Origin of the sequence: Pseudomonas sp. BW7P1 (assembly GCF_024981055.1) — a bacterium.
GTDB lineage: Bacteria > Pseudomonadota > Gammaproteobacteria > Pseudomonadales > Pseudomonadaceae > Aquipseudomonas > Aquipseudomonas bananamidigenes.
In genome coordinates this window covers 4325017-4341287 of record NZ_CP103374.1, presented here as the reverse complement: position 1 = coordinate 4341287, position 16271 = coordinate 4325017, and the positions used below count along the sequence as shown (strand labels likewise).

19 protein-coding genes are annotated in these 16271 nt (G+C 62.2%); 8 read left to right on the top strand and 11 right to left on the bottom strand.

Translation table 11 applies throughout. The annotated features are described in order from the left end of the window. Nucleotides 1-244: 244 nt before the first annotated feature. The 5 genes from NWV16_RS19505 (at nt 245) to NWV16_RS19485 (ending at nt 4695) form a co-directional block, all read left to right on the top strand. Nucleotides 245-925 (top strand): response regulator, encoded by a 681-nt coding sequence (locus NWV16_RS19505; RefSeq protein ID WP_260520392.1) that lies wholly within the window; start codon nt 245-247, stop codon nt 923-925. Continuing rightward, on the top strand, nt 922-2247 hold the full coding sequence (locus tag NWV16_RS19500; protein WP_260520391.1) for an ATP-binding protein: 1326 nt from the start codon (nt 922-924) through the stop codon (nt 2245-2247). The genes NWV16_RS19505 and NWV16_RS19500 overlap by 4 nt, the downstream gene beginning before the upstream one ends. A gap of 100 nt (nt 2248-2347) precedes the next feature. Then, nucleotides 2348-2833, top strand: a complete 486-nt coding sequence (locus tag NWV16_RS19495; RefSeq protein ID WP_065257040.1) for a GNAT family N-acetyltransferase — start codon at nt 2348-2350, stop codon at nt 2831-2833. Nucleotides 2834-2975: 142 nt separating this feature from the next. Next, complete coding sequence (locus NWV16_RS19490; protein ID WP_260520390.1) at nt 2976-4388, top strand: aspartate aminotransferase family protein; 1413 nt, start codon at nt 2976-2978, stop codon at nt 4386-4388. 82 nt (nt 4389-4470) lie between these two features. Beyond that, complete coding sequence (locus NWV16_RS19485) at nt 4471-4695, top strand: MbtH family protein (protein ID WP_065257038.1); 225 nt, start codon at nt 4471-4473, stop codon at nt 4693-4695. A gap of 71 nt (nt 4696-4766) precedes the next feature. Here NWV16_RS19485 and NWV16_RS19480 read toward each other — a convergent pair whose 3' ends face one another. The 10 genes from NWV16_RS19480 to NWV16_RS19435 form a co-directional block, all read right to left on the bottom strand. Then, nucleotides 4767-5666, bottom strand: coding sequence for a metal ABC transporter substrate-binding protein (locus NWV16_RS19480; RefSeq protein ID WP_260520389.1), 900 nt, complete (start codon nt 5664-5666; stop codon nt 4767-4769). After that, the gene (locus NWV16_RS19475) at nt 5667-6566 is read right to left on the bottom strand and encodes a metal ABC transporter permease (protein ID WP_260520388.1); all 900 of its coding nucleotides are present in this window, start codon (nt 6564-6566) and stop codon (nt 5667-5669) included. It lies immediately after the preceding gene. Further along, entirely contained in the window at nt 6566-7309 is a 744-nt protein-coding gene (locus NWV16_RS19470; RefSeq protein WP_260520387.1) for a metal ABC transporter ATP-binding protein, read from the bottom strand. Before NWV16_RS19470 ends, NWV16_RS19475 begins: the two co-directional genes overlap by 1 nt. Beyond that, entirely contained in the window at nt 7306-8235 is a 930-nt protein-coding gene (locus tag NWV16_RS19465) for a metal ABC transporter substrate-binding protein (protein WP_065257035.1), read from the bottom strand. Before NWV16_RS19465 ends, NWV16_RS19470 begins: the two co-directional genes overlap by 4 nt. A gap of 35 nt (nt 8236-8270) precedes the next feature. After that, nucleotides 8271-8837: a DUF6162 family protein gene (locus NWV16_RS19460; protein ID WP_260520386.1), complete on the bottom strand. Its 567-nt coding sequence runs from the start codon at nt 8835-8837 to the stop codon at nt 8271-8273. Beyond that, entirely contained in the window at nt 8834-9166 is a 333-nt protein-coding gene (locus NWV16_RS19455) for a hypothetical protein (RefSeq protein WP_260520385.1), read from the bottom strand. The genes NWV16_RS19460 and NWV16_RS19455 overlap by 4 nt, the downstream gene beginning before the upstream one ends. Continuing rightward, complete coding sequence (locus NWV16_RS19450; RefSeq protein WP_260520384.1) at nt 9163-9705, bottom strand: thiamine pyrophosphate-binding protein; 543 nt, start codon at nt 9703-9705, stop codon at nt 9163-9165. Before NWV16_RS19450 ends, NWV16_RS19455 begins: the two co-directional genes overlap by 4 nt. After that, entirely contained in the window at nt 9702-10901 is a 1200-nt protein-coding gene (locus tag NWV16_RS19445) for a PepSY-associated TM helix domain-containing protein (protein ID WP_260520383.1), read from the bottom strand. The genes NWV16_RS19450 and NWV16_RS19445 overlap by 4 nt, the downstream gene beginning before the upstream one ends. 283 nt (nt 10902-11184) lie before the next feature. Beyond that, entirely contained in the window at nt 11185-12060 is an 876-nt protein-coding gene (locus tag NWV16_RS19440) for an alpha/beta fold hydrolase (RefSeq protein ID WP_260520382.1), read from the bottom strand. A 189-nt stretch (nt 12061-12249) separates the two neighbouring features. After that, entirely contained in the window at nt 12250-12708 is a 459-nt protein-coding gene (locus tag NWV16_RS19435) for a VOC family protein (RefSeq protein WP_260520381.1), read from the bottom strand. Nucleotides 12709-12968: 260 nt separating this feature from the next. On the opposite strand from NWV16_RS19435, the gene NWV16_RS19430 reads away from it, so the two are divergent. The 3 genes from NWV16_RS19430 to NWV16_RS19420 all read left to right on the top strand — a co-directional run bounded on the left by NWV16_RS19430 (nt 12969) and on the right by NWV16_RS19420 (nt 15693). Further along, nucleotides 12969-14183: an SfnB family sulfur acquisition oxidoreductase gene (locus NWV16_RS19430; RefSeq protein ID WP_260520380.1), complete on the top strand. Its 1215-nt coding sequence runs from the start codon at nt 12969-12971 to the stop codon at nt 14181-14183. Nucleotides 14184-14185: 2 nt separating this feature from the next. Beyond that, the gene (locus NWV16_RS19425) at nt 14186-14851 is read left to right on the top strand and encodes a methionine ABC transporter permease (RefSeq protein WP_260520379.1); all 666 of its coding nucleotides are present in this window, start codon (nt 14186-14188) and stop codon (nt 14849-14851) included. Nucleotides 14852-14922: 71 nt separating this feature from the next. Beyond that, entirely contained in the window at nt 14923-15693 is a 771-nt protein-coding gene (locus tag NWV16_RS19420; RefSeq protein ID WP_260520378.1) for a MetQ/NlpA family ABC transporter substrate-binding protein, read from the top strand. 36 nt (nt 15694-15729) lie between these two features. Here the strand turns inward: NWV16_RS19420 and soxR are convergent, their stop codons facing one another. Beyond that, on the bottom strand, nt 15730-16188 hold the full coding sequence (gene soxR / locus NWV16_RS19415; RefSeq protein ID WP_260520377.1) for a redox-sensitive transcriptional activator SoxR: 459 nt from the start codon (nt 16186-16188) through the stop codon (nt 15730-15732). Between the last annotated feature and the right edge of the window lie 83 nt (nt 16189-16271).

Genomic DNA, 16271 nt, shown 5'->3' with positions numbered 1-16271 from the left:
TGCGCCGGAAGGTTATAGCGATAATTAACATCTGCGCATTATCTTGTTGTTTGCCATTTGTATCGGTGGGGAAGTTTCAACTTGTTTTGCCGGTTTTACAGTTGTCGATGCGGTGGTCAATATTGAAAGGATATTGTGTGTGAGCGTTTGATCCGGGATCGTGCTTTTCCTCGGCACGGGCAGTGTCCATAATTGCCGCTTAATCCTCTGTTGCTTGAATCGCTTTTTTTCTCACGGAGCTCCCATGCACGTACTGGTATGCGAAGACGATGAGTTGATTGCCAGCGGCATCGTCGCCGGGCTGACGGCCCAGGGCCTGACGGTCGAGCACGTCAATACCGCCTCCAGGGCGCGGGCGATCCTCAAGGTCGCCGAGTTCGATGTAATGGTGCTCGACCTCGGTCTGCCGGACGAAGACGGCCTCAAACTGTTGCAGCAATTGCGTCAGCAGGGCCTGGAAATTCCGGTGCTGATCCTGACAGCGCGGGATTCGGTCACGGACCGGGTCGACGGCCTGCAGTCCGGCGCCGACGATTACCTGCTCAAGCCGTTCGACCTGCGTGAACTGTTCGCCCGTCTGCAAACCTTGTTGCGTCGGGTGGCCGGGCGTAGCGTCAACCTGATCGAGCATGGTGCGCTGACCTACGACCCGAGCAGCCGCGAAACGACCCTCGCGGGCCGTTCGATTGACCTGTCCCGCCGCGAGCAGTCCCTGCTGCAAGCCTTGCTGCACAACCGTGGCCGAGTGCTGTCCACCGAGCAATTGAAGGACAGCGTCTACGGCTTCAGCGATGAGCTGGAAAGCAACGCCCTCAACGTGCACATCCATCACCTGCGCAGCAAGCTCGGGAAAGGCATCGTCGAAACCGTGCGTGGTCTGGGCTATCGCCTGGGCCCGGCGGATGGTGGAGAACCTGACAAGTGATAAGTCTGCGCCTGCGCCTGAGCCTGACCCTCGGCGCTGCGTTCGCGCTGATCTGGGCCCTGGCGGCCGCCTGGATGCTCAGCGACCTGCGCAACCAGATGATGTTTTCCCTCGATCAGCGACTGGTGGCATCGGCGCGGATGGTCGCCGGGCTGCTGGAGCAATTGCCGGCCATCCCGAGCAAGGGTGACGGAACGCATTTCAGTGCAGAACAACTGAACATTCCCGGCGGCATGGCCTGTCAGGTCAGTTCGTTGCGCGGCGAGATCCTCGCCCGAAGTCACAACAACCCGGAACAGGCACTGGAGGCACAGAAAATGGGCTTCCACGACCAGATGATCGACGGCGCACCGTGGCGCACCTTCACTCTGGCCAGGGGGGATGTGCGCATCACCACTGCCGACCGGGTGATCGAGCGTGAAGCCTTGAACATGTCGATCCTGCTGGCGGCATCGGTGCCGGTAGGTGTGGCGCTGCTCGGCTGCCTGTGCCTGCTGTGGCTGGGGATCGGTCAGGGGCTGGCACCGCTCAATCGCCTGCGCGAGGCGCTGATGAGGCGTAATGCCGACTCGCTTGAGCCATTGCAGTTGCAGTCTTTTCCCAGTGAGCTGAAACCGCTGCTCGAGACCCAGAACCAGCTGTTCCAGCGCATCGGCAAGACCATCGAGCGCGAGCGGCGCCTGACCGGGGATGCGGCTCATGAACTGCGCAGCCCGTTGACGGCGATCAAGACTCACCTGCAAGTGGCGCGGATGACCGACGGCAGTGCCCGCGATCAGTCTCTGGCCCGGGCCGAGGAGGGGGCCGACCGCCTGCATCGGACTCTGGAGCAATTGCTGTTGCTGGCCCGGGTCGAGGGCAGTCTGTCGTTCGATGACGGCGTGCAGTGCAGTGCCGAGCAAGTGGCAAGACTGGCGATTCAGGACTCTGCCAGCGGCGAGCGGCAGCGAATCAAGCTGCATCTGCCCGAGCGCCTGTCCAGCGCGCCACTGCAAATGCCCTCGGTGTTGTCCATCGCCGCATTGCGCAACCTGCTGGATAACGCGCTGCGTCATACCCCGTCGGAAGGCGCCGTGGAACTGAGCCTGGAAACCCTCGGCAACCGTGTGCGTTTCGTCGTGCGCGATCACGGGCCGGGCATTGCACCGGACGATCTGCAACACCTGACCCAACGCTTCTGGCGCAATGGCCAGAGCACCGGTTGCGGGCTGGGGCTGGCGATTGTCCAGGCGATTGTCCAGCGCTGCGCCTGCACGCTGCACTTCGACAGCCGTCCGGATGGCTTGCGGGTCGAGCTGACCATGCCGCTGCAACCGGCCTGAGCCCGGCACATCAAATGTAACCTCTCTCCATTGGTCATTCGCCGGTCGCGCCGCTATTGTCGCCCCAGCCTTTGACTCAATGGATTGAGGGAGCTGCGCCATGGATGCATCCATCTACATTTGTCCGGCCACTGCGGCCGATACCGGCATCATCAGCCGCATCGTCGAGCGTTCGATCCGCGTCGGTTGTGCGCTCGATCACCGTAACGATCCACACCTCGTTGACAGCTGGATCCGTCGGCAATCGCCGGACCGCATCAGCGCATGGCTCGCCGATCCGCAGCATTATCTGAACATTGCACTGTTGCAGGACAAACCGGTCGGCGTCGGAATGGCCACGCTCGATGGCGATGTCATGTTGTGCCATGTACAGCCGGAGTGGTTTCGCCGCGGCGCCGGCCGTGCATTGATGGCGGATCTCGAAGGCTGGCTGCGGACCCGGGGCCGAGACTGCTCGATGCTCAGGAGCACCCGCACCGGTGAGGCCTTTTATCGGCATCTGGGCTATCGCGAGTCGGCACCACCGCTCATTCGCCACGGCATGCGCAGCCTGCCGATGCACAAACCGCTGCGGTTATCGGCTTGAGAACTCGATCAAGGGTGTAAATCCTCGACCCGCTGGTGCGTTTCCAGAACAGGAAACCTGCATGTGCGCCCCGGGACCGGAACGCGCACCTGTGTGGTGTGCAGTTTTGGTCATTATCCATAGCGAATTGAGGGGTCGAGAGATGTCAGTCGCCACCAGCCTTATCAAAGAGTCGTCGGCCCGGATCGCCTCCGCGCCGGCGCAAACGCTGTACGAGTTCAACGAAACGCCGCTGCTGGCCCGCCAGAGCCGGCAGGAATCCAACGCCCGCAGCTATCCACGACGCATTCCGCTGGCGCTCAAGCGTGCCAAGGGCCTGTACGTCGAAGACGTTGAAGGCCGCACGTTCATCGATTGCCTGGCCGGTGCCGGTACCCTGGCGTTGGGGCATAACCATCCGGTGGTGATCGAGGCCATCCAGCAAGTGCTGACCGACGAACTGCCACTGCACACCCTCGACCTGACCACGCCGGTGAAGGATCAGTTCGTTCAGGACCTGTTCAGTCTGTTGCCGCCGGAGCTGGCTTCCCAGGCGAAAATCCAGTTCTGCGGCCCGACCGGCACCGACGCGGTGGAAGCTGCGCTGAAACTGGTGCGTACCGCCACCGGCCGCAGCACCGTGCTGGCGTTCTCCGGCGGTTACCACGGCATGAGCCAGGGCGCGTTGAGCCTGATGGGCAGCCTGGGGCCGAAGAAACCCTTGGGCGCACTGCTCAGTAACGGCGTGCAGTTCATGCCATTCCCCTATGCTTACCGTTGCCCGTTCGGTCTTGGTGGGGTGGCGGGCGTGAAGGCCAACCTGAGTTACCTGGAAAACCTGCTCAACGACCCGGAGGCCGGTGTGCAATTGCCGGCAGCAGTGATCGTCGAGGCGGTGCAGGGTGAGGGCGGGGTGATCCCGGCGGACATCGAGTGGCTGCGCGGTCTGCGTCGCATCACCGAGAAGGCCGGTGTCGCATTGATCGTCGACGAGATCCAGAGCGGTTTCGCCCGCACCGGCAAGATGTTCGCTTTTGAGCACGCCGGCATCGCCCCGGATGTGGTGGTGCTGTCCAAAGCCATCGGCGGCAGCCTGCCGCTGGCGGTGGTGGTCTATCGTGACTGGCTCGACACCTGGCAGCCGGGCGCCCATGCCGGCACCTTCCGTGGCAACCAGATGGCGATGGCCGCCGGTTCCGCTGTGATGCGTTACCTGGTCGAGCACAAGGTCTGCGAGCACGCCGCTGCCATGGGCGAACGCCTGAGCGAGCACCTGCACATCCTGCAGCGTGACTTCCCGCAACTGGGCGACATTCGCGGCCGTGGCCTGATGCTCGGCGTCGAGCTGGTCGATCCGGACGGCACGCCGGATGCCCTTGGTCATCCGCCAGCCTTCGCCCGACTGGCGCCGCTGGTGCAGCGCGAGTGCCTCAAGCGAGGCCTGATCCTGGAGTTGGGCGGACGTCATGGCGCGGTGGTGCGCTTCCTGCCACCGCTGGTCATCACCGCCGCTGAAGTCGACCGCGTTGCCGAGATTTTCGGCCGTGCATTGAGCGCTGCGATCGCTGCCCTGTAAATTTTTCGCCGCGCCGAACGTTCCTTCTACAGACCCGGCTGCACCCGCCGTGCAGCCCACCCTACAACGATGGAGACACAGCATGACGTCAGTATTCGACCGCGAGGACATCCTCTTTCAGGTCGTGGTCAACCACGAAGAGCAGTACTCGATCTGGCCGGACTACAAGGCCATTCCGGAAGGCTGGCGCACCGTGGGCAAAAGCGGCATGAAAAAGGAGTGCCTGGCCTACATTGAGGAAGTCTGGACCGACATGCGTCCGCTGAGCCTGCGCCAGAAGATGGAAGCGCAAGCGGCGGCGCAGTAAGACTGCCGATCAAAAAGAAACCCGCTGAACTGGAAACAGTCAGCGGGTTTTTTTCATGTCCGAGGGGGGCGTTACGCGCCGCTCAGACCTTTGAGCAGCGCATCCACATTCCCTTCCAGCTCCGCCACCGGATCCGCCGCATCGGTGCTGAGCACCAGCAGATGACTGCCTGATTCGGCAATGGCTGCTTTCACCGCATCCGACGGTTGCCGATGGTGCAGCACCAGCGCCACATCGTTTTCCTTGAGCGTGGCGGTCAACTGTTTCAGGTCTTGCGGCGTCCATTCGGCATCCGGCCGCGGATCCTGTCCGATCAACTCCAGATTGAGGCTGCCGATCAGATAGCCGAAGTGATCGCTCAGGCTCATCACGCTCAGGTTATCGGCACTGGCCAGACGCGCTTCGGTGTCGGCAGTGAGTTTCAGCAGGCGCTGTTTGAGCGCCGCCAGATTGGCTTCGATCTTCGGTTTGTCATTCGGCGCGAGACGTACCAGATCGGCCGCCATCACGTCTGCCATGCGACCCATGTTGTTGCTGGCCAGCCACGGCTGACTGTTCAGGCCATCAACCTTCAACCCCGGTTGCACGGCGATGCCCGGCAAGGCACCGTCAACCGGCCGGGCGGCGTCGACCTCGACGATGCGGATATTGCTGCGTCGGGCGATGGGGTAAAGCGGATCGTCGGCCCATAGCGAGCGCACGCCGATCACGGCATCGGCGCCAGTGGCCAGTTTGTCCAGCGCCGGGGCGCCGCGCCCGGTGAAATACGCCGATTGGCGGCTGCCCGGCAGGTTCGCCGGCGCCGCGCGTTCGAGGCTGATGTCGGTGCCCTTGAGCAGCACTTCGCCCAAACCGTAGGTGATCGGCAGCGAGGCCAGCACCCGCACAGGTTTTTCGGTGGCCAGCAGAGGGCTGGAAACGGAGCCGCCGAGGGCGATGACCAGGGCGAGCTTTCGCAAAGAAAATGACATTTATCCAAGGTTCCCTTTCAGACTGGGGACAACGCCCCGGGCAATGGCGGCGAGGGCGAAGCCGATGCCGGCGACGAGGATGATCGCGGCGCCGGACGGAATCGGCAGGTCGTACACGATGGGCAGGAGAATCCCGCACAGCGTGCTGACCGTGGCGATCAGCACCGAACACCAGAAAAAGCCCTTGAGCGACTGGCTGAGCAAACGTGCCGCCGCTGCGGGAATTACCAGCAGGGCGCCCACCAGAATCGCGCCGATGACTTTTACTGCCGCAACGGTGATCAGCGTCACCAGAACCACGAACAGGTAGTCCAGCGCTTTCACGGCGACGCCGCGTACGGCCGCGAGTTGCGGATTGAAACTGGCGAGCATGATGCGGTTGTACAGTGGTAACGCCAGGGCCATCACCAGTGAACCGACGATCGCCAGCACCGCCAGATCATTGCCGTTGACCGTCAGCACCGAGCCGAACAGCACGTTTTCCAGAATGTGCACGTTGATCTTGCCTGCCAGAATCAGCAGCAGGCTGGCTCCCAGCGCCAGGGACACCGAGAGGAACACGCCGATCAGCGTGTCCGGTGCCAGGCCGGTGCGGTTGCGCAGGTAATTGAGCAGAATCCCGAACAACAGACAGTAGCCGAACAGACTGCCATACGGCCCGGTGTAGGGCTCGCCGAGCAGGATGCCGATGGCCACGCCGGTCAGCGCCGCGTGGCCGACCGCTTCGGAGAAAAACGCGAAACGCTTGACCACCACCAGTGTGCCGAGACCACCGAGCACCGGGCCGATCAACAGACCGGCAAGCAGCGCGTTGACCACGAATCCGTAGGCCAGTGCCTCCGGCAGATAACCGGAGGTGGCCCAGCCTTGCACCATCAAACGAAAGGCTTCGTAACTCATCAGGCAGCGCTCCGTGGATGGGTCGAGAACAGCGTCAGCAGACGCTCCGGAGTCAGGGCCTGTTGTGGTGTGGCGTCGAACAGCACCCGACGGTTGAGGCCGGTGACACGATTGGCCAGACGCCCGACCGCTTCCAGGTCATGCTCGATCCACAGCACGGTGATGCCCGCCGCGCGCCAGTCGGCCAGCAATCGCTCGAACACCTGGATTCCGGCTTCGTCCAACGCCGACATGGGTTCGTCCAGCACCAACAGTTGCGGGGTCGGAATCAAGCCTTGGGCGAGCAGCACTCGCTGGCGTTCACCGCCGGACAGTGCGCCCATCCGGCGTTTGCGCTTGTCCTGCATGCCGACCCGTTCCAGCGCATCGCCAATGGCGCCGGCGTAGCGCTTGCTCAGGCCGAGAAACGCCGGGCGGCGCTGGCACATGGCGGCCATGAAGTCGTCGACGGTCATCGGCAGACCGCGGTCGAATTCCAGCGCCTGCGGCACGTAGCCGATGGTGCCAGGCTCGCCGGGCCATTGCAGGCTGAGCCGGCCCTGATGCGGCATCTGCCCGAGCAGGGTCTTGATCAGCGAACTCTTGCCGCCGCCGTTGGGGCCGACCAGCGCATGCACGTGGCCGGGCTGCACCTGGAAGCTGACCTTGTCCAGAATCGTGGTGCGACCCAGCGTCAGGCTGACCTCGGCAAACTCCAGTGTCGGGCCACTGCTGATGATTGAAAGGTTTTCCTGAGCCGTCATGCGCCGGACTCCTGAATTGCCCGAACCACGGTGTCGAGGTTGCCGGTCATTTCCTTTTCGTACTTGTCGGCGGTGTATTCGCCGTAGGAAATGTGTGACAGCGGGTACAGCTTCACCCCGGATTCGCGCTGGATGGTTTCAACGTAAGTGGACGGGAAATCCATTTCCGAGAAGATCACCTTCACGTCCAGTTCCCGCAGTTGATCGATGGTCTTCTTCAACTGGCTCGGGCTTGGCTCGATGCCGTGGGCCGGCTCGACCACCGCTGTCACCTCCAGACCGAACTCGCGCAGCAGATAGTCATATGCGGCATGAACGGTCGCCACCCGTAACTCGGCGTTCGGCGCCTGGGTCAGTTTGGCCAGGGCGTCGGCACGCATCTGCCGCAGGCGTTTGCCATAAGCGCGGGCATTTTGGGTGTAGGTCCTGGCGTTGTCCGGGTCGAGCTTGCCCAGTTCCCGGGCGATGTTATTGACCTGGGCAATCGAGGCGCTGATCGACAGGAAGGTGTGCGGGTTCACCACTTTGCCGGCACCGCGCGCGGCGACCCCGGTGGCGGCCAGCAGCGGCACGTTCTCGTTGGCTTCGATGGTCTTGATGTCCGGTGTTTCGCTGGCGGCGATCATGCGGTCGGCGAAGTCGTCATGGCCGACGCCATTGAGCACGATCACGTCCAGCCCGCTGATGCGCTTGATGTCTTCGGCGCGGGGCTCATAGGCGTGGGGATTGAAACCGGCGGGAATCAGCGGCACGACATCGGCCTTGTCGCCGACGATGTTCGCCACATAGCTGTAATAAGGGTGCAGGGTGATGCCGATGCGCAGGCGCTTGGCCGGGTCGGCGCTGGCCAGCGGGCTAAGCAGGCAGGCGCACAGGCCGATCAGCAGCAGGCGCAAAAAAGGACGGCGTTGAGATGAACTGGGCATGGGCAGACGGTCTTCTCTCGAATGAAGGCGAAGGTTCAATGACGATGCTCGCGGGTCACCCCGGCATCGAATTGCGCGACGATCTGTTTCCATCCGGCAGCGGTCAGTGCCGCGTCGGACAGGTCCGTCGGTGCTTGCAGGTCGGCAGCGCGGTTAAGCCAGATGTCCGGCGCGTCTTCGTTCAGGCGCATGAGAAACGAACCGGCCACAGCAGGTGCCTGGCTGTGGCCGAAGTAAGCGCTGTTGCCCAGCAATTGCCAGGCATGACCGCCACGGCTCACTGAGCTGGCATCCTGGGCGAAGGGTGCAAAACCTTCGTCGGCCAGGTTCTGCGGAGTCGGCAGAGACTGTTGTTCTTCGCGCAACAAGTGAATTTCGTCGAGGGTCACTCGAAGGTCGGCGTAGATGCCTTGTTCGCTGGCGGCGAGGTCGCGACGGGCGTCGAGTTGATGGCTGGACACCGGCTCCGGCTCGTGAGGGACCCCGCGCCACGCCACCACGGAGCCGGCGACCGCAAGGATCAACAGACAGATCAGCAATACATTGAGGGTTTCATGGCCGGCGCCGGCGGGGCGCACGATTTGGGTGGTCGGTGTGGTCATGGGGCTTCGATATCCGCTTGGTCGATTTCGACCACATGGCCGGGGCCGGCGTCGAACAACACGTAGAACTCGGCGCCGGGTTTCTTGAAGGTCAGGGTCGAATCGGCGCCGAGTTTGCCCGGCACCAGAATGGTTTCGTCGTAGCCGATCACATCGAGGGTCACCCCCGGCGCGCCGCTGCCATCGGAAAAACCGCCGGTGCATTTGATCTGTTCGGCATCGATGGCCTTGCACTCGCACATCGGGTTGTGGGCCAGGGCTGCGGTGCTGAAACCGGCACACAACGCCAGCAATGCGGCGCCGATATTCAGGCGAGTAGGGCGGCTCATGGTTTGGCTCCTTGTTTGTTCAGCCAGGCAACGGTGGCGGGCGAGGCCTGGCTCAGCGGAATAGAGGCTTGATGCAGGCTGCCGTCCCAGCCTTCCATGGTGATCCACAGTTCGGCGTCAGCTTTGGTTTTCTCCGGCACCGGCAACTGGATGCCCATGCGATAGGGCGTACCGAAGAAGATCGAACCGGCGGCTCTCAGACTGCGGGGCTTGCCGATGCGCAGGTAGGTGGCCTTGACCGGTTCGATACAGGCATCGCAAAGCGCAGCGTTGAAGCCTTTCAGATAGCCCGCCGGTCCGTCGGAGCGGGGTGCTTCGTCACGCAGTTCGGCCAGACGCAGGCTCCAGGGACCTACCTGGATTTCGCCGATCTCGCGCTCGCCCAGGCCGCTGTCGCCACGGAACAGCGCGGCGTCGGCGAAGTATCTGGGCATGAAACCCAGCGGGATCAGCAGCAACAGCACGTTGATGTGGAAACGCCATTTGTGCCAGATCACGCTCAGTCGGGAAGGCTGAGCCACGGTGGTGGACTTGCTCACGGGCTGACCTCCGACGGTTCACCGCGCAGGGCCGGTTGCGCCTTGACGCGTTGTTTCTTGTGCTCGCGCTTGAGGGCGTTGGCGGTGGCCAGCGCGGTGCGTTTGGTCCAGATCAGCAAGCCGCTGAGGACCATCATGCTCAGCAGCAGGCCGAAGAAGAACCAGATCAGCTTGATCCACAGGCCGCCGAAATCCCCGGTGTGCAGCGGGCGCATGGACTCGGTGACGAACTCCAGCGACGTGCGGTCGGACAACAGCCGCGAAGCCGCCACCTCTCCGCTGTACGGATTGAGCGTCGCGGTCTGGTACATCAGCGGATACCAGCCGCGACCGCCGATATCCAGGTGTGCATAGGCATTGCCCGGCAGGCTGATGAAGCTGGCTTCCAGGCCGGGGATTTTCGACCGGGCGATTTCGATGGCGCGGTCCAGGCTGATGCGCGGCGGCGGTGCGCCATCGGAGGACATCGGAACGGCTTCCCGGGACATGGCCGGAATGATCGGTTCGCTGGAAATGGAGATCTGGTTATCCGACAGCAGCGCCTGGATCAGGAACCACGTACCGGTGATGGAAATCACCGCGATGAACCAGATCGACCAGATGCCGCTCAAGCGATGGAAGTCGCCCCAGAAAATCCGTGCGCCATGGTTGAAACGCAGGGTCGGACGGAAAAAACCTTTCCAGAAGCGTTTGTACACCACCAGCCCGGTCACCAGCGAAGCCAGCATTGGCAGGCCGAGAAACGACACCAGGTACCAGCCCCAGCTGAAACCGTTGGTGAACGGCACCAGCCACCAGCCGTGCAGCGCGCGGGTGAAGGCCTTGAAGTTGAAATTCGGCGCGGTGCCCTGGATCACCCCGGTGTACGGGTTGACGTAGACCGTCAGCGAGCGCCCGTCCGGGTAGCTGACATCGACGTCGAGGGCAAAGTGCGATTCGTCCGGACGATTGATACTTTGCACCTGAGTCCGGGGTTCGGCCTTTTTGATCTCGGCGAGGATCTGGTCATAACTCAGGCGCTGAGCATCGTCCGACGGTGCGCTGGCGCGCATTTGCGGGTTGGCCAGCCAGACGATCTCCTGGCTGACCACCGCCAGGGTGCCGGTGACGCAGACGATCAGGACAAAAAACCAGATCGGCAACGCCAGCCAGCTGTGTACCAGGAACCACAGTTTCGAGCGGGATTTCTTCGACATGATGACGGGTCTTGATTCGGTGACAGGACGCAGCACTACGGGCTTCGCAGCGCGGGAGTCCCTGAAGGGCCGGTGGTGGCTTTTGCCTGTGCGACCGGCCCGCATCTCTATAAGACGGATGACCGAAGCAAATCCCGATGAAGGATATGAAAGTAAATGTTTCTTGTGGGAGCGAGCTTGCTCGCGATAGCGTCGTGTCTGACAGCTTGAATGTCACAGACACACCGTCATCGCGAGCAAGCTCGCTCCCACAAGGGATTGTGTTGAGCTTTTTGGCGGCGAATCAGCGCAGGAACGGCAGCACTTCGGTAAGCAACAGCTCAGGCACTTCTTCAGCGAGGTAGTGACCGGCGGGCAGGGACTTGCCACGCACGTCGGTGGCCACCTGCTGCCATTCCCTGAGCGGATCGAAGCACCGGCCGACCGTGCCTTCGGCTCCCCACAGCACCAACAGCGGCAAGCTCAGATGATGATGGGCCGCGAGGTCGGCACGGTCGTGTTCCAGATCGATCCCGGCACTGGCCCGGTAATCCTCGCAGATGCCTCGGGCACTGCCGGGCTGGCTCAGGCATCGCAGATATTCAGCGAACGCGTCGTCAGTGAACGGCTTGAGCCCGGCGCTGCGGCTGCCCATGACGCTGCGCAGATAGCCTTCGGGATCGGCCTCGATCAACGTTTCCGGCAGCGGTGCCGGGCGGATCAGAAAAAACCAGTGCCAGTAGGCCCGGGCGAAGGCTTCGTCGGTCTGGCTGTACATCGCCAGGGTCGGCGCGATGTCCAGCAGCACCATGCGCTGCACGGTGGCGGGATGATCGAGAGCCAGGCGATGGGCGACCCGCGCGCCACGGTCGTGGGCGAGGATCGAAAATCGGGTAAAGCCCAGCGCCCTCATCAGTTCCACGTTGTCGCGGGCCATCTCCCGTTTGCAATAGTGGACATGCCGTTCATCGGCCGGCGGTCGGCTGCTGTCGCCGTAACCGCGCAGATCGGCGGCGACCACGGTGAAGTGTTCGGCCAGATGCTCGGCGATCTTGTGCCAGATGACATGCGTTTGCGGATGCCCGTGCAACAGCAGCAGGCCGGGGCCGCTGCCACCGACGCGATAGTTGATGTCCACGCCGTTGACGTGGCGCTGGTCTTTGACGAATCCGGCAAACATCGGCTTGATCCTTTATTCAGGCAGGTGGCCTGCATCGTGGAATTGCCGGGCGTTCATGACAAGGCGTGAAACGTGTTCGGATTGTTCATGAAGCGTGTAGAGCCAGAGTGCCTGTCGCGGGCAGGTACACGCCGATCCCGTGTGGGAGCGAGCCTGCTCGCGAAAGGACCGGTTCGGACCCTGAAGGACTCAACCCTGTTGAAACATTTCCTTCGCCCGTTGCTCGATCTGCTCCTGGGTCAGATCCTCCTTGCGGGTGGCCAGGAACCACACATGCCCGAATGAATCTTTCAACGTACCGCTGCGATCCCCATAGAACTGATCCTTGACCTCGGACACTGCCGTCGCCCCGGCATCCAGTGCACGCTGGAACGACTTGTCGACATCGGTCACATACAGATGCAGACCGACGGACACGCCACTGTCCGGATTGCGCAATGGCCCTTGGTCGCAGGGTGTGCCGAGCATGATGGCGCTGTCGCCGATGCGCAGTTCGCAGTGGCCGACACGACCGTCAGGCATGCTCAGGCGCATGACTTCGGTGGCACCGAATGCCTTTTTATAGAAATCGATGGCCTCGGCAGCTTTTTGAATGCCGAGGTACGGGGTAATGCTGTGATACCCCTCGGGAATGGGTTTGACACTCATGGCGTTGCTCCCTGTTGTTATTTGGCGGTTGACTGCATGTCTTCGACGGGAATGCCGGTCGCTCCACTATAGGCGTGTGTCGCCGCCGTGACCGAGTACCCGACGAGCAGTGTTCAGCCATCGACAGTGAAGCAACAGAATGCGCGGGTTTTTATCGCCAGAGCCTGTTGATAGCCGTTGAAAGACGCGTCAGACAAGGGCTGGCAGTCAGGCACAGAAGCTGCAATGACCCGGTACAACATCGATACCGAGAGTCATCCATGCCTGAATCTGCCGTTTATCCGATCAACCCGCCGACCGCCCATCGCATCACCGACGATGCCGAAGCCTTGCGCGTGGCCGTACAGGTCGCCGACGTTCTGCAGGAGCACGCCGCCGAGCGCGACCGTAGCCGCGAAGTTCCCGCCGAGATCGTCGATCTGTATTCCAACAGTGGTCTGTGGGGCATCACAGTGCCAAAGGAATACGGTGGTGCCCAGGTGTCGTACGCGGTGCTGGCGCAGGTGATCGCGATCATTTCCGCCGCCGATCCGTCCCTCGGGCAGATCCCGCAAAACCATTACTGCCTGCTCGAAGACATCCGCCTGCAAGGCACCCCGGCGCAACAGGCGCATTTTTTTGAACTGGCGCTGCAAGGCCATCGCTTTGCCAATGCGCTGTCGGAAACCGGCGGCAAGAATGTGCAGGACATCCAGACCACGATCCGTCGTCATGGCGATGGCTTTGTGATCAACGGCCGCAAGGGTTACTGCACCGGCTCGCTTTACGCTCACTGGCTGGCGGTGCTGGCGCTGGATGAAGAACAGAAGGGCCAACTGGCTTTCGTCGAGCGTGGCACGAAAGGGCTGGTGATCGTCGACGACTGGGACAGCATCGGCCAGCGCACCACGTCCAGCGGCACCGTGCTGGCGGAAAACCTTCATGTAGCGCCGTTCAATCTGTTCCCGACGTATCGTTCCTACGAAAGCCCGACCCTGGCCGGGCCGTTCGCCCAGTTGACCACCGCCGCCATCGACGCCGGCATTGCCCGGGCGGCGCTGCGCGATACGGTTGAGTTCGTCCGCCGGTTCGCCCGGCCATGGATTGATGCCGGGGTGGACAAGGCCAGCGAAGATCCGCTGACGATCATTCAGATCGGCGCGCTGGAAATCCGTCTGGAAGCCGCCGAAGCCTTGCTCGAACGGGCAGGTCGGGCACTGGATGCCGCGCGTCCGGCACCTGATGAAGACAACGTCGCGCTGGCATCCCTGGCCGTGGCCAAGGCCAAAGTGCTGACCACCGAAATCGCCATCGAGGCCAGCAACAAGTTGTTCGAACTGGGTGGCACCCGCTCGACTCTGAAGAAGCACAACTTCGACCGCCACTGGCGCAATGCGCGGGTGCACACCTTGCATGACCCGGTGCGCTGGAAATACCACGTGGTCGGCAACTGGCTGCTCAACGGCGTCAAACCACCGCGTCACGACTGGTCCTGATCATGGCCGAGTGGTTCAGACACATTTACTGGGCCGACATTGCCCAGGCCTGTCTCGATACTCTGAGCATGCTCGGAGCGCCGCTGCTGTTCACAGTGATTCTGGGACTGCCGCTGGGGCTGCTGCTGTTTCTCACCGGCAAGCGTCAGTTGCATGAAACGGTCGGCGTGTATCGGGTGCTGTCGGTGATCGTGAACATGCTGCGTTCGCTGCCGTTCATCATTTTGCTGATCGTGCTGATTCCGCTGACCACGCTGCTGGTGGGCACCTCGCTGGGTGTACCGGGCACCATTCCGCCGCTGGTGGTCGGCTGCACACCGTTCTTTGCACGGCTGGTGGAAACCGCGCTGCGGGAAGTCGATCGCGGCGTGGTCGAGGCGACCCAGGCCATGGGCGCCAGCACCTGGCAGATCATCCGCCACACCCTGTTGCCGGAAGCCCGTGGCGGGTTGCTGGCGGCGGTGACGGTCACGGCCATCGTGCTGGTGGACTACACGGCGATGGCCGGCGTGATCGGTGGCGGCGGGCTCGGTGATCTGGCGATCCGCTTCGGCTATCAGCGCTTTCAGACCGACGTGATGGTGGTCACCGTGGTATTGCTGCTGATTCTGGTGCAAGCGCTGCAAATGACCGGCGATCGACTGGTGGCGCACTACAGCCGCCGCTGAAAAAAAGTTCATCCCATAAAGGCCCCACGTCCACCCCACGACGGCCACTCAAATCTGCCTTGGAGCAAACCATGAAAAAGACCCTGGCCGTTCTGGCTGCCGTGCTGTCGTTCGGCGCTCACGCCAACGAAAAATTGATCGTCGGTGCCACCCCGGTGCCGCACGCGGAAATTCTCGAATTCGTCAAACCGACCCTGGCCAAGGAAGGTGTGGACCTGGACATCAAGGTGTTTACCGACTTCATCCAGCCCAACCAGCAACTGGCGCTGAAAAACCTCGATGCCAACTACTACCAGTACCGACCGTTTCTCGATGATTTCAACAAGACCCGCCACACCGATCTGGTGCCGGTGGTCGGGGTGCACATCGAGCCATTTGGTGCTTACTCGACCAAGATCAAAAACATCTCGGAGCTGAAGGACGGCGCCAGTGTGTCGATCCCTAACGACCCGGTGAATACCGGTCGCGCCCTGGTGCTGTTGCACGAGGCGGGGTTGATCAAGCTCAAGGATCCGAGCAACACGCTGGCCACCCAGCGTGACATCGTCGAAAACCCCAGACATTTGAAAATCCGTGAGCTGGAAGGTGCATTGCTGGCCCGTTCGGTGAGTCAGGTGGATCTCGCGTTCGTGTTCGCCAACTACGCGCTGGAAGCCGGGATCGACACCAACAGCGCGCTGATCGTCGAAAAGGGCAAGAGTCTTTACGTCGAGTTTCTGGTCGCACGTCCCGACAACATCAACGATCCGGGCCTGCAGAAACTGGCCAAGGCGTTGAACTCCGACGAAGTGCGTCAGTTCATCCTGACCCGCTACAAAGGCCAGATTGCGCCGGGTTTTTGATTGATCGATTCGACGGTTCCCGCGCCGTGGGAACCGTCAACCCGGAACATCGAGAAAGTGCGCGCCCGGCCCTTGCTCGCCCAGCACATCGCCCTGGTTGCGCAGCGGGCAGGCTTCCATCGACAGACAGCCGCAACCGATGCAACCCGTCAAACGATCCCGCAGCAGCATCAACTGATTGATTCGTTCATCGAGTTCCCGCCGCCATTGCTCCGATAACACTTTCCAGTCCGCAGCCGTCGGTGCGCGGTTGTCCGGCAACTGTTTCAGTGCCTCACCGATTTCCGCCAGTGGAATGCCCAGCCGTTGCGCCACCTTGATCAACGCCACCCGGCGCAACACTTCCCGTGGATAGCGGCGCTGGTTGCCGGCATTGCGCTGGCTTTTGATCAAGCCTTTGGATTCATAGAAATGCAGGGTGGTGACGGCGACACCACTGCGGGCCGCGACTTCGCCAACCGTGAGTTGTCTGTGCAGGTTTTCCGCTGTGACCATTTGAAAATTGCCCCTTGACCTCTAGTTAACTCGAGGTTTTACCCTGCAGGCCTTCGAATCGCAAGATTCGCCTGACAGAGTGG